We start from the raw sequence: 12,626 nt of genomic DNA, 5'->3' as shown, positions 1-12,626 counted from the left end.
GCGTGTTCGGGCCCGCCCCTGGACGCGCCGCCGCCGTGCGCCACAATGTCGTCGGTCCCGAGGTGACGCGCGCGTGAAGGGCAGGCGAACGGTGGACGACCGACCGGCGAGCGCACCGCTGGGGTTCCGGGAGACGAGCGGTGTCGAGGTGCGGATCGGCGCGCCGGGCGGGCGGCGCGGGGGCGGCGGGCGCCGGACCGGGTTCGCCGCCGTGGCGGTGGCGGTCCTCGCGGTCCTCGGGGTGGTCGCGTTCGTGTTCCTGCCCGGCAGGGGCGACGACGCGCCGCCCGCCGTGACGACGAGCGGGGACCTGGACGCCGCGTTCGCCGACGCGGGCCGTCCGGTGGACGTGGCGACGACGGACGGGTCGCGCTACCGGGTCGCGGCGGTGACCGGCGGGGCGTCCGGATCGTCCGCTTACATCGAGTACGTGCTGGCGAACCCGTCGCCGACCGCGAAGGCGCTGCTCGACTTCCCCGCCGACCTGTTCCTGAAGAAGGACCTGCTGGCCGCGCGGGACCGGGGTCGCTGCATGTGGCAGACGGGCGTCCCGGACGCCATGTGCACCCCGCCCACCCGCAGCGAGGTCGTGCGCAACCTGGCGGGCGGCGCGCTGCTGCCCGGCGACGGCGACGACCGCTACCTCCCGCCCGCGTCGGCGTTCCTCGTGCGGACGACCGTCCAGGTCCCGGTGCGTTCGTCCGTCCGGCGCGCCGACCTGCGGCTCTACCTGTGGAAGAAGCTGTACGTGGACGACCAGTACGCCCGTCTCGCGCCCTTCCCGGGCTGACGGTGGGCGCCGCGCGCGGGGCGCGGCGCCCACCGGCCGGCCGACCCCGGCCGGCCTCCCGGGTTCATTCGGCCGCGGGGTCGTCGGCGAGGATGCCGTAGACGCGGCGGCGGGCGTCGTTGACGACGTCCAGCGCCCGCGCCTTCTGCTCCTCGCTGCCGACCGCCATGACCTGGTGCAGTGCTCCCATGAGCTGGCCGACGGCCTCCCGGCCGCGCAGCGCGTTCTCGCCTGCGGCGGCGGTGACCTCGTCCCAGGGGGCGGCGTTCTGCGCGCCCGCGTCGGCGCGGCCGGTCTCGGTGAGGGAGAAGAGGCGCTTGCCGCCCTGCTCCGCCCCGGTGATGAGGCCCTCGTCCTCCAGCATCTGGAGCGTCGGGTAGACCGAGCCGGGGCTCGGGCGCCAGACGCCGCCGGTGCGGGAGTCGAGTTCCTGGATCATCTCGTAGCCGTGCATGGGACGTTCGGCGAGCAGGGCGAGCAGGGCGGCGCGGACGTTGCCGCGCCGGGTGCGCCGGCCGCGTCCGCCGCGGCCCCGGCCGCCGGGTCCGCCGGGGCCGAAGCCCGGGCCGAACGCCGGTCCCCAGCCGAAGGGGTCGCGGCGGCGCCGGGTCTCATGGTCCTGAGAGTGGTGGTTTCCACGCATCGTGGTTCTCCTTATCGTTCGACGATGCTTCACGATATATCGGTGAACACTCGCGATGCAACTGGCATTCCCGGGCACGACGACGAGGCGACCGCGCTGGGCGCGGTCGCCTGGGAGTGGACGTGCAGGTCAGGGAGCGGTGAGGCGGAGCGAGTCGAGGATGGTGGTCGTCAGCTTCCGGGCGTCGGTCTCCTTGACGCGCACCCACGCGCCGAACCGTCCGCCCCGGTCGCGCAGGCCGACCTCGGTGACCGTCGGCGTCCCCGCGCGGCAGGCGGTGAACCGGGTGATCGTGCCGGTCAGCGCCTTGTCCGGCGACGTGTAGCTCTCCGGCGCGCCCTGCGTGCACTGCGGGTGCCTGGCCGCGCCGGACGGCGGGAGTTTGCCGTTCGCGACGTCCTTCGTCAGCCCGACGAAGACGCCCGGTCCCCGGCCGTCGCCGAGGAACGCCGCGAGGCTCGGCGTCGCGCGCAGCACCGGACGGGGCGTCGCGTCGTCCAGGCCGACCGACGACGGCGTCCAGGTCGGCTCCGCAGCCTTCGGCCACGCCTTCGGCGCCGCGAACCGGATGTGCCCGGACGCGTCGCCGAGCTGGACGAAGTCCGCGGGCAGCGCGGCCCGCTTCGGCTTCTCCTTGCCACCGGAGAACAGCTTGCCGAGCAGCAGCCCGCCCGCGAGCGCGACCACGAGAACGACCGCGCCGACCGCCACCATCGTCACGTTCTTCCGCGACGAACCACGCGGCGCCGCCCCCTGCGGAGCCCCGACCTGCGGCTCGCCCGGCCGGTACGGCGGCGGCCCGCCGCGTCCGTCCGCGCCGTGCGGCGGCCCCGGCTGCGGACGCGGCGGAGGCGGCATCGGGTGCGGCGGCATGGCGGGCAGCGCGAGCGTCCGGTCCTCACCACCCGGCGCACGCGACGGACGGTCCACGACGGTCGGCTCGCTCTCGTCCGGCGCGAGCGACTCGAACGGCTCATGCCGCCCCGCCGGAACGGGCCGTGGCCCCGACGAGCGCGGATGATCCCGCACCGTCACGTCCGGATCGACCCCCCGTCCGGACTCCCCGCCGGACCGCCCGGTCGGCGCCCCACCGGGCGGACCAGCGGACGCACCGGACGGCGTGCCGGGCGCCGCACCGGCGCCTGGCCCGGCGGGCATGCCTGACGGCCCGCCGGGCGCACTGGCGCCTCGACCAGAAGGCGCGCCGGACGGCGCACCAGAGGGCGGCCCCCCGGACGGGCCACCAGGCGGGCCGGCGGGCGTGCCGGACGGCGCGCCGACGGGTGGCCCGGGAGGCACGCCGGGGGTTGGGCCGACGGGCGGGCCGGGCGTCGCACCAGCGGGCGGCCCGCCGGGTGCGCCCGGGGCTGGATCGGCGGACGTGTGAGCGGGCGTGCCGGGCATTGTGCTTGCGGACGGGCCGCCGGGCGACCCAGCGGGCGCGTTGGCGGGCGTGCCGGGGGGCGGGCCGACAGGCGGCCCGGCGGGCGGGCCGGACGGCGGCCCGGTGGGTGGGTCGTGTGGGGCGGGGAGAGTTGCGCGCAGGGCGGCCACCGCTTCGGCGAACGCCTGCGCCGTCGGGTGGCGGCGGTCGCGTTCGGCGTCCAGCGCGCGCACGATCACCTCGTCCACCTCGGCCGGGACGCCCTCGCGCAGCTCGCCCGGCCGTCGGCGCACGGGCGCGGGGCCAGGCGGACGGCCCGCGAGCATGTGATAGGTCAGCGCGCCGAGCCCGTACACGTCGGCGCGCACGTCCAGCCCGCCGCCGAACCGCGCCTGCTCGGGCGACATGTACCCGGGCGTCCCGACGGGCAGCGTGAACGCCCCGGACGCGTGCGCGAGCGCCTTCGCCAGCCCGAGGTCGGCGATGAGCAGCTTCTCCCCGCCGCCGCGCGCCGTCTGGAACAGCACGTTGGACGGCTTCAGGTCCCGGTGGATCACGCCCAGCGCGTTGATCACCTCGACGCCGTAGGCGATCTCCTCGGCCAGCGCCAGCGCCTCGGCGACCGGCAGCGGACGGTCGCGCATCCGGTCCGCGAGCGTCCCCCGGTCGGCGTACGGCATGACGAAATAGGGCCGCCGGTCCGGCAGTTCGCCGATGTCGTGGACGCGCACGAGCCGGTCGGAGTCGGCACGGCGCAGGATCCGGGCCTCTTCGAGGAACCGGCTGCGGACGTCGAGGTCGTCCACGAGGCTGCCGGACAGGACCTTGATGGCGACCTGGGAGTCGAGGGCGTCGTCGTGCCCGAGCCACACCGACGCGAACGCCCCGGATCCGAGGACGCGCTCGATGCGGTAACGACCGACGGCAGGTGGGATGGACACTCCCGTATCATGCCCAACAAACGGGGTGTGTGCGCGAACGAGCATTGAGGCTGCGGCGATGGCATTCGACGAAAGGACCGAGCAACTGGCGGTGCAGGCCGCCCAGGGAGACCAGGGAGCACTGAACGAACTGCTGCGCAGGATCGAACCCGACGTCCTGCGGCACAGCGCCCGCTTCCTGCCCTGCCGGCAGGACGCCGAGGAGGCCTGCCAGGACGCGTTGCTGCAGGTCGCGCGGAACATCCACCGCTTCGAGGGACGGTCGCGGTTCAGCACGTGGCTGCACGTCGTCGTCGCGAACTCGGCGCGGTCGACCTACCGGTCGTTGAAGCGCCGTTCGGTGGAGCAGGCGGGGGAACTGCCCCAGCAGCGTCCCGATCCGCGCCGGACGAGCGTGATCGCGGGGTCCCGCGTCGACATCCTCGACGCGATGGAGGACCTGGAGGCCCGCAAGCCGGACCTGATCCAGGCGCTGGTGCTGCGGGACGTGTCGCAGTTGGAGTACGCGGAGATCGCCGAGCAGCTCCAGCTTCCGCTGGGCACGGTGAAGTCCCGCATCCATGAGGCGCGCAAGCAGGTGCGCCTCACACTGGGAGAGTCCTATACCTGACCGGTGACGGAAGTCAGTCCAGCGCGGCGAGCTGGGCGGCGAGCCAGGCGCGCGGCGGGAGGGCCGTCGCGCGCTCGGCGAGCCGGGCGCAGCGCGCGGCGCGGACGTCGGCGGGCATCAGCAGCGCCCGGTGCAGCGCGGCGGCGGTCTGCGAGACGTCGAACGGGTTGACGGTCAGCGCGTCCTCGCCGAGGTCGGCCGCCGCGCCCGCCTCCCGGGACAGGACGAGCGCGCACCCGTCCCGCGACACGACCGGTCCCTCCTTGGCGACGAGGTTCATGCCGTCCCGGACGGGGTTGACCAGCAGGACGTCCGCCAGCGCGTACGCGGCGAGCGACCGCGGATAGTCGTCGTTGACCTCCACGATCAGCGGTTCCCAGTCGGCCGTACCGAACTCGGCCCGAATGTCGGCGGCCGTCCGCAGCACGGCGTCGGTGTACGCGCGATAGACCGCCAGATCGGTACGGGACGGGTAGGCGAACACCAGGTGCGTCACCCGTCCGTGCCACTCGGGATGGTCGGTCAGCAGTTCGCGGTACGCGGCGAGCCCGCGCACGATGTTCTTGGACAGCTCCGTCCGGTCGATCCGCACGATGAGCCGCCGGTCCCCGACGCGGTCGCGCAGCGCGGTCTCCCGCGCGAGGACGTCCGGCTCCGAGGCGCGCGAGCGCAGCGCGGGGCCGTCCACGCCGAGCCCGTGCACGCCGACGTGCGTGACATGTCCGGCATACCGGACGGTCCGCGCCGCGTGATCGACCCGCGCCCCCGGCAGCAGCTCGCAGCACGCCAGGAACGCCGACGCCCACCGCTCGGCGAGGAACCCCGCGTGGTCGGCGCCGAGCACCCCGGCGAGCAGCGCCGCGCCGAGGTCGTCGGGCAGCAGGCGGAAGTAGTCCGGCGGGGCCCACGGCGTGTGCGAGAAGTGCGCGATCCGCAGGTCGGGACGCCGTTCGCGCAGCATCGCCGGGGCCAGCGCGAGGTGGTAGTCCTGCACGGCGACCTTGGCGCCGGGCGCGGCGTCCCGGGCGAGCGCGTCGGCGAACGCCGCGTTGTACGCCTCGTAGGACTGCCGGTCCCGGCGGGCCCGCGCGTCGAAGCACGGCTCGCCCGGCAGGTCGTACAGCATGTGGTGGACGAACCACAGCGTCGAATTGGCCATGCCGTTGTAGGCGCGCTCGAACGTCGCGGCCGGGATGTCGAGCATCCGGACGGCGGCGTCCCCGGTGTCGTGCCCGGCCTGGTCGATGCGCCCGTCGGGGGCCTTGCGCGCGGCCGTCCGGTCCGCCTCCGACAGCGCCGCGCACACCCACAGCACCTCGCCCGCGCCGGTCAGCCCGGACACCAGGCCGCCGCCGCCGCGACGCGGGACGAGCGTCCCGTCGTCGGCCGTGGAGAACGACACGGGACCGCGGTTCGACGCCACCAGCACTCGGCTCATGGAGATCAGCATTCCAGCCGGGCGCGGCCGTCCGCCACGCGCCCCGGCGCGGGTTCCGGCGAAAAACGAGAGGGTGATCATGTGGTGCCCGGGGTACGGTCGAGACGGTTCCGGCATCGCCGGACGAACCCCCGGCCTGCTTGCATCGGGCAGACCGTGTAAAATCACGCAGACAACCGAATATCGCTCATCCAGAGGGGTGGAGGGACCGGCCCGTTGAAGCCCCGGCAACCACTCGGTTCGACTGCGCTCGCGATCCTGCGAGGCCGGCCGGGAGATGGTGCCAACTCCGGCCTGTGACCAAGGTGGCGCAGGGAAGATGGGGAAAGGCCTCGCTCATGGCACCCACGCCTGTCAACGACCTCACGCCCGCCGGCAACCTCGGCCCCGCGACCGCGCTCGTCTGCCGCGAATGCGGGCACCGCCGCGAGCTCGGCGCGTTCTACGCGTGCGAGGAGTGTTTCGGCCCGCTGGAGATCGAGTACGACTTCGGCGGGCTCACCCGGGCCGACATCGAGTCGGGCCCGGCCAACATCTGGCGGTACCGGGGGCTGCTGCCCGTCCCCGCGAACGTCGCCGACACGCCCAACACCGAGCCGGGCCTGACCCGCCTCGTCCGTGCCGACAACCTCGCCGAGGCACTCGGCCTCCAGCGGCTCTGGGTGAAGGACGACAGCGGCAACCCGACCCACTCGTTCAAGGACCGCGTCGTCGCGGTCGCGCTCGCCGCCGCCCGCGAGCTGGGCTTCAAGGTGCTCGCCTGCCCGTCCACCGGGAACCTCGCCAACGCGGTCGCCGCCGCCGCCGCGCGGGCCGGGATCCGCAGCGCGGTGTTCGTGCCGTCGAACCTGGAGCAGCAGAAGATCATCACGACGGCCGTGTACGGCGGCACGTTCGTCACCGTCGACGGCAACTACGACGACGTCAACCGGCTCGCCTCGGAGATCGCCGGCGAGCAGGAGGACTGGGCGTTCGTGAACGTCAACGTCCGCCCGTACTACGCCGAGGGCTCCAAGACGCTCGGCTACGAGATCGCCGAGCAGCTCGGCTGGCGGCTGCCGGACCAGATCGTCGTGCCGGTGGCGTCCGGGTCCCAGCTCACCAAGATCGACAAGGCGTTCCAGGAGCTGATCAAGCTCGGGTTCGTCGAGGACAAGCCCTACCGCGTGTTCGGCGCGCAGGCCGAGGGCTGCGGGCCCGTCTCGGCCGCGTTCAAGGCCGGGCACGACGTCGTCCGCCCGGTCAAGCCGGACACGATCGCCAAGTCGCTCGCGATCGGCAACCCCGCCGACGGCCCCTACGTCCTGGACGTCGTGCGCCGCACCGGCGGGGCCGTCGAGGACGTCACCGACGCGCAGGTGGTGGACGGCATCCGCCTCCTCGCCCGCACCGAGGGCATCTTCGGCGAGACGGCGGGCGGCGTCACGGTGAGCGTCCTGAAGAAGCTCATCGACGACGGCAGGCTCGACCCGTCGGCCGAGACCGTCATCATCAACTCCGGCGACGGGCTGAAGACCCTGGACGCGGTGTCCCCGGTCGTCGCGCCGTCGGCGAACATCGCCCCGTCCCTGGCGGCCTTCCGCGCCGCCGGCCTCGCCTGAATTCCATCGAGCCGACCCGGGAGGTCAGCATGAGCACCGTGTCTGTGCGGATTCCGACGATCCTGCGGACCTACACCGGCGGCGAGTCCGAGGTGAAGGCCGAGGGCGCCACGCTCCGCGCGGTCATCGCCGACCTGGAGGCGAGCCACACCGGCATCGCCGCGCGGATCCTGGACGACAACGGCAAGATCCGCCGGTTCGTCAACGTGTACGTCGGCGACGAGGACGTCCGGTTCGCCGACGGCCTCGACACCGCCACCCCGGCGGGCGCGCAGGTCTCGATCATCCCGGCCGTCGCGGGCGGCTGAGCACGGACGCCGAAGGCGCGGTCCCCGGTCCCGGGGGCCGCGCCTTCTGTCTGCGGTGACGGCTTCATGGCCGTCCGGTAAAGGCTGATCGGCGCCCGGTGTGCGGACCGTTCCAGCCGGGAACCGTCCCCGCACGTCCCGTCGCGTTCGGCCATCGGGGCTGGTCGGAACCCCCTGGCTTGCACTCGACAGGGCAGAGTGCTAAACAGTTATTGGCACTCTGCTGTGGAGAGTGACAGCCCACAGCGTGGGTCGGGGCGATGAGGCCACGGTCCGGCGGCGGAATGGAAGCCGTCCGGAGTGGCCGTCCGTCGCGGGCGTCGTCTCGATCCGTCTCATGGCCACCTGTTCCGGGAGGACTGGAGCCCTATGGCTGCAAAGCAGATCGCGTTCGACGAAGAGGCCCGCCGCGGTCTTGAGCGCGGCATGAACCAGCTCGCCGACGCCGTGAAGGTGACCCTCGGTCCCAAGGGCCGCAACGTCGTGCTGGAGAAGAAGTGGGGCGCCCCCACGATCACCAACGACGGTGTGTCGATCGCCAAGGAGATCGAGCTCGAGGACCCGTGGGAGAAGATCGGGGCCGAGCTGGTCAAGGAGGTCGCCAAGAAGACCGACGACGTCGCCGGTGACGGGACCACGACCGCGACCGTTCTCGCCCAGGCGCTGGTACGCGAGGGCCTGCGCAACGTCGCCGCCGGCGCCAACCCGATGTCGCTGAAGCGCGGCATCGAGGCCGCCGTCGAGCGCGTCAGCGAGGAGCTGCACAAGCTCGCCAAGGACGTGGAGACCAAGGAGCAGATCGCCTCCACCGCGTCCATCTCCGCCGGCGACCCGCAGATCGGCGAGATGATCGCCGAGGCGATGGACAAGGTCGGCAAGGAAGGCGTCATCACCGTCGAGGAGAGCAACACCTTCGGGCTGGAGCTGGAGCTCACCGAGGGCATGCGCTTCGACAAGGGGTACATCTCCCACTACTTCGTGACCGACCCGGAGCGGATGGAGGCGACCCTCGAGGACCCCTACATCCTGATCGTCCAGGGCAAGGCGTCGGCCAACAAGGACCTGCTGCCCGTCCTCGAGTCGGTCATGCAGTCCGGCAAGCCGCTGCTGATCATCGCCGAGGACGTCGAGGCCGAGGCGCTGGCGACCCTGGTCGTCAACAAGATCCGCGGCATCTTCAAGTCCGTCGCCGTCAAGGCCCCGGGCTTCGGTGACCGCCGCAAGGCCATGCTGGGCGACATCGCCACGCTGACCGGCGGCCAGGTCATCTCCGAGGACATCGGCCTCAAGCTGGAGAACACCACGCTCGACCAGCTCGGCCGCGCCCGCAAGGTCGTCGTGTCCAAGGACGAGACCACCATCGTGGACGGCGCCGGCGACGCCAACGAGATCGCGGGCCGCGTCAACCAGATCCGCACCGAGATCGACGCGACCGACTCCGACTACGACCGCGAGAAGCTCCAGGAGCGTCTCGCCAAGCTGGCCGGCGGCGTCGCCGTCATCAAGGCCGGCGCGGCGACCGAGGTCGAGCTGAAGGAGCGCAAGCACCGCATCGAGGACGCCGTCCGCAACGCGAAGGCCGCGGTCGAGGAGGGCATCGTCCCCGGCGGCGGCGTCGCGCTGCTGCAGGCGGGCACCAAGGCGTTCGACAAGCTGGAGCTGTCGGGCGACGAGGCGACCGGCGCGGCCATCGTGCGCCGCGCGCTGGAGGAGCCGCTCAAGCAGATCGCCGTCAACGCCGGCCTCGAAGGCGGCGTCGTCGTGGAGAAGGTGCGCAACCTGACCCCGGGCGAGGGCCTGAACGCGGCCACCGGCGACTACGTCAACATGTTCGAGTCCGGCATCCTGGACCCGGCCAAGGTGACGCGGTCGGCGCTGCAGAACGCGTCCTCGATCGCCGCTCTGTTCCTGACGACCGAGGCCGTCATCGCCGAGAAGCCGGAGAAGAACCCGGCTCCCGCCGTCCCCGGCGGCGACGGCGGCATGGACTTCTGATCCGTTCTCGGATCCCGCGTCCCGGAGGGGCGGTTCCCGGTTGGGGACCGTCCCTCGTCGCGTTCCGGGCCGTCCGCCGGTTTGCGGGCGCGGTCCCCGCGGGCACGCTGGGCGGGTGACCGAACTCTTCACCGCCCCCTTCCTGCGGGTCGAGCAGCCCCGGCGCGGACCCGCCGCCCGCACGCGCTACCGGGTGCTGGACGACGCCGGGACCGTCCTCGCCGTCGCCGCCGAGACCGGGGAACGCTCCCGCGCCGAGACGCTGAAGACCGTGTTCCCCGGCAAGTCCGGCATCGACGCCCGCGCCGTGCTCCTCACCGACCCCGGCGGCGCGCCGCTCCTCATCGTCGACAAGGCCGCCGGACGCACGCTGATCACCCTCCGCGCGCCGGACGGCGCCGTCCTCGGCACCTACACCGCCCGCCACGCCGGCCGCCGGTTCGCGCTGCGCGACGCCGAGGACCGTCCGGTGGGGGCGCTCGACGGCGACCTGTCGCGGCGGAACTTCACCGTCACCGACCCGTCCGGCGCGACCGCCGGGACGATCCGCAAACGCTTCGCCGGGGTCGCCACCCACCTGCTGACCACGGCGGACAAATACGACGTCACGATCGGTGCGGACGTCGCGGAGCCGCTGCGGACGTTCGTCGTCGCGGGCGCCATCGCGATGGACCTCGCACTGCACGAGGCCAAGGAGGTGACCTGACGGACGGTCTTCGCCGCGCCCGCGCCGGGTACGTACCGGGCATGCGGGCGACGCGGGAACGGACGGACGGGCGGGAGATCTCGCCGACCGTCCCGACCATCGCCCACGCCCTGCTCGCCGTGCTCTGGACGTGCTCGACGTTCGGCGGCTGGGGCGAGACGGCCTACTGCGGTGACGGCCCCGACCGGGACCTGGCGTGCTCGGACGGTTTCGCGGTCGCCGTCCTGCTGTCGGTGCCGTTCGCCGCCGCCGCGACGGTCGCGGCCCTCGCCGCCTGGACGTCGCCGGACCTGCGCCGTCACCCGACCCGGCTCGCCCTGCGCCTTACCGGCGCGGCGTCCGGATGGATCGTTGCAGAGGGCATTCTGTTCCTCGCGGGGCTGGTCGTCCGCTAGGCCCGCCCGTTGGCGCGCAGCAGTCCGACGGCCGCGACGGTCGTGTACCCGCGCCAGTCGAGCGCGGCGGCGGGCGAGTAGCTGGCGAAGTCGGTGACCCAGCCGCCGTCGTCCTGCCGGCCCGCCGCGAGCCGGTCCAGGTCGGCGTCGATGACGGTCTGCGCGAACAGTTCCCGTGCCGGACGGCCGGGGAGCGGCGCGAAGTCGAGCGGGTGCAGAGTCTCGTCCGGCAGGCCGCCCGCGACCGGGACGAGACCGTCCGCCGGGAGGAACGCGCCGAGCTTCCTGATCCGGTCCGTCTCGCCCATCTGGTCCAGGAGCCGGACGGCGAACGAGAGGACGAGCGCGTGCGGCGCCTCGCCGAGCGCGTCGATCTCCCGCAGGCAGTAGCGCGTGGCGCGGTCGAGCCAGGGATGCCCGGCGAGCGCCGGGACGCGGTGCGCGTGCGTCGCGACGATCGCCGTGATCTGAAGGGACGAGACGTCCGGATCGACGTCGACCCAGAACGGCGCGCAGGCCGCCGGGTCGGCGACGGGCAGCGCGAACGGAAGGCCGCCGTCCTCGCAGGTGACGGTGGTGAGCCAGTCGGCGAGCGTCCGGGCGTCCGGGGCGGCGATGTCGCCGGGCAGCTCGGCGAGGACCTCGAACGCGTGGAACGCGGCGGCCGGCTGGCTCTCGACGGCCCGCAGATCGGGTTCGAGCCCGCGTCCGTAGCCGCCGTCGGGGTTGCGGTAGCCGTTCAGCGCGTCCAGGACGGCCCGCGGTTCGGCGTCGCCCGTCAGCGCGTCGAAGCGCAGCCGGTCGAGCAGGCGGGCGTGGGCGGTCATGAACCGCGCGACGGCGGTCAGGTCGAGGGACATGCGTCCAGCATCCGGGGCGGCGCGCTCGGGGTCTTGCAGGAATCGGACGTCTTGCCGTCCCGCTTGCCGCGACGTGACCTCGACCACGCGCTGTCTCGCGGGAACCCTCGGGATCACCGGCGGCGTTGAACGGTGTGAGTCCGGGGCCGCCGTCGGGTGTCCTCGAACGGACCGGGGTATTCGTCCTGATCAGCGGACGCTGTCGAACAGGTCGTCCGTCCGCATGATCACCGCCGGATGCCGATGCCGGGTCCCGGATCGCCGAGCCGTTCGGATGCGGGCCGTCCCGACCCGGGGATGAATGTTCGCCGAACGGTTTGACGGCGCTGCCCCGTGGGCATACTGTTCACTTCGCCCCACGGGGACCAGGACGCCTGTACGGCGGACGGCCCGGGGGAACCACCACGGAGACTCGGCTCGGCGGCTACCGCCATGCCCGGGGTTCGGTGGGGGATCGGAAACCGGCCCCGGTTTTGACAACGGGACGGGATCTGATGAAATAGAAAGGCCACCGAGAAGGGGCCGCGAAAGCGGACTCGGATCGGCGGAATCGGAAAAGCGCGGAATTGACAGTCCGAGCGGATCTGATAAAGTAGAAAACGTCGCCCCGGAGCGAACACCACGGAAAAGTGGTGGGAGCGCGGTGGGTGTCCGTTTCTTGAGAACTCAACAGCGTGTTAAAAGCCAGTGCCTTTATAACGGCCCGACATGGTTCGGGTCGTCCCCGAGGCCACTGTTTCGATGGTGGTCTGGGATTTCTTTGAGGCAAGCCGGTCCCGTTTGGGGTCGGCATGCTGGGATTTCGATCCCTTCATGAGGTTTGGCGGTTCCGGGTTCGCCCCCGGTGTCGTCGTTGGACCTTGATGGAGAGTTTGATCCTGGCTCAGGACGAACGCTGGCGGCGTGCTTAACACATGCAAGTCGAGCGGAAAGGCCCTTCGGGGTACTCGAGCGG

At 72.7% G+C, this 12,626-nt stretch carries 11 protein-coding genes, 1 rRNA gene and 1 riboswitch; of the genes, 8 read left to right on the top strand and 4 right to left on the bottom strand.

Features of this window, described 5'->3' with window-relative positions; translation table 11 throughout:
* Positions 1–91 precede the first annotated feature (91 nt).
* Positions 92–790: a hypothetical protein gene (locus BTM25_RS00060; protein WP_103560711.1), complete on the top strand. Its 699-nt coding sequence runs from the start codon at positions 92–94 to the stop codon at positions 788–790.
* A 64-nt stretch (positions 791–854) separates the two neighbouring features.
* Here BTM25_RS00060 and BTM25_RS00055 read toward each other — a convergent pair whose 3' ends face one another.
* Both BTM25_RS00055 and BTM25_RS29000 read right to left on the bottom strand, forming a co-directional pair.
* On the bottom strand, positions 855–1,433 hold the full coding sequence (locus BTM25_RS00055; RefSeq protein WP_103560710.1) for a PadR family transcriptional regulator: 579 nt from the start codon (positions 1,431–1,433) through the stop codon (positions 855–857).
* A gap of 129 nt (positions 1,434–1,562) precedes the next feature.
* Positions 1,563–3,758 carry a serine/threonine-protein kinase gene (locus tag BTM25_RS29000; RefSeq protein ID WP_205647922.1) on the bottom strand — a complete coding sequence of 732 codons (2,196 nt, stop codon included), beginning with the start codon at positions 3,756–3,758 and terminating at the stop codon, positions 1,563–1,565.
* A 58-nt stretch (positions 3,759–3,816) separates the two neighbouring features.
* On the opposite strand from BTM25_RS29000, the gene BTM25_RS00045 reads away from it, so the two are divergent.
* Entirely contained in the window at positions 3,817–4,368 is a 552-nt protein-coding gene (locus BTM25_RS00045; protein ID WP_103560709.1) for an RNA polymerase sigma factor, read from the top strand.
* A gap of 13 nt (positions 4,369–4,381) precedes the next feature.
* On the opposite strand, the gene BTM25_RS00040 is transcribed toward BTM25_RS00045, so the two are convergent.
* Complete coding sequence (locus BTM25_RS00040; RefSeq protein ID WP_207656996.1) at positions 4,382–5,806, bottom strand: alpha,alpha-trehalose-phosphate synthase (UDP-forming); 1,425 nt, start codon at positions 5,804–5,806, stop codon at positions 4,382–4,384.
* Between the two features lie 184 nt (positions 5,807–5,990).
* Positions 5,991–6,132: riboswitch (SAM riboswitch) on the top strand.
* A 12-nt stretch (positions 6,133–6,144) separates the two neighbouring features.
* Here BTM25_RS00040 and thrC point away from each other — a divergent pair.
* The 5 genes from thrC to BTM25_RS00015 all read left to right on the top strand — a co-directional run bounded on the left by thrC (position 6,145) and on the right by BTM25_RS00015 (position 10,811).
* Entirely contained in the window at positions 6,145–7,407 is a 1,263-nt protein-coding gene (gene thrC, locus BTM25_RS00035) for a threonine synthase (protein WP_103560708.1), read from the top strand.
* A gap of 29 nt (positions 7,408–7,436) precedes the next feature.
* Positions 7,437–7,715 carry a MoaD/ThiS family protein gene (locus BTM25_RS00030; RefSeq protein WP_103560707.1) on the top strand — a complete coding sequence of 93 codons (279 nt, stop codon included), beginning with the start codon at positions 7,437–7,439 and terminating at the stop codon, positions 7,713–7,715.
* Between the two features lie 369 nt (positions 7,716–8,084).
* Positions 8,085–9,710, top strand: coding sequence for a chaperonin GroEL (gene groL / locus BTM25_RS00025; RefSeq protein WP_103560706.1), 1,626 nt, complete (start codon positions 8,085–8,087; stop codon positions 9,708–9,710).
* A 115-nt stretch (positions 9,711–9,825) separates the two neighbouring features.
* On the top strand, positions 9,826–10,416 hold the full coding sequence (locus BTM25_RS00020) for a phospholipid scramblase-related protein (protein ID WP_103560705.1): 591 nt from the start codon (positions 9,826–9,828) through the stop codon (positions 10,414–10,416).
* A gap of 41 nt (positions 10,417–10,457) precedes the next feature.
* Complete coding sequence (locus BTM25_RS00015; RefSeq protein WP_103560704.1) at positions 10,458–10,811, top strand: hypothetical protein; 354 nt, start codon at positions 10,458–10,460, stop codon at positions 10,809–10,811.
* Here the strand turns inward: BTM25_RS00015 and BTM25_RS00010 are convergent.
* Positions 10,808–11,671, bottom strand: a complete 864-nt coding sequence (locus tag BTM25_RS00010) for a hypothetical protein (protein ID WP_103560703.1) — start codon at positions 11,669–11,671, stop codon at positions 10,808–10,810. The two genes, BTM25_RS00015 and BTM25_RS00010, sit on opposite strands and share 4 nt — an antisense overlap.
* Positions 11,672–12,531: 860 nt before the next feature.
* Between BTM25_RS00010 and BTM25_RS00005 the strand changes: the two genes are divergently transcribed.
* Positions 12,532–12,626, top strand: a 16S ribosomal RNA gene (locus BTM25_RS00005); the annotation flags it as partial.

It is taken from the genome of Actinomadura rubteroloni, from assembly GCF_002911665.1.
Taxonomy (GTDB): Bacteria; Actinomycetota; Actinomycetes; order Streptosporangiales; family Streptosporangiaceae; genus Spirillospora; species Spirillospora rubteroloni.
Note: the sequence above shows the minus strand (reverse complement) of the source record. Positions and strands in the feature narration are given on the sequence as shown.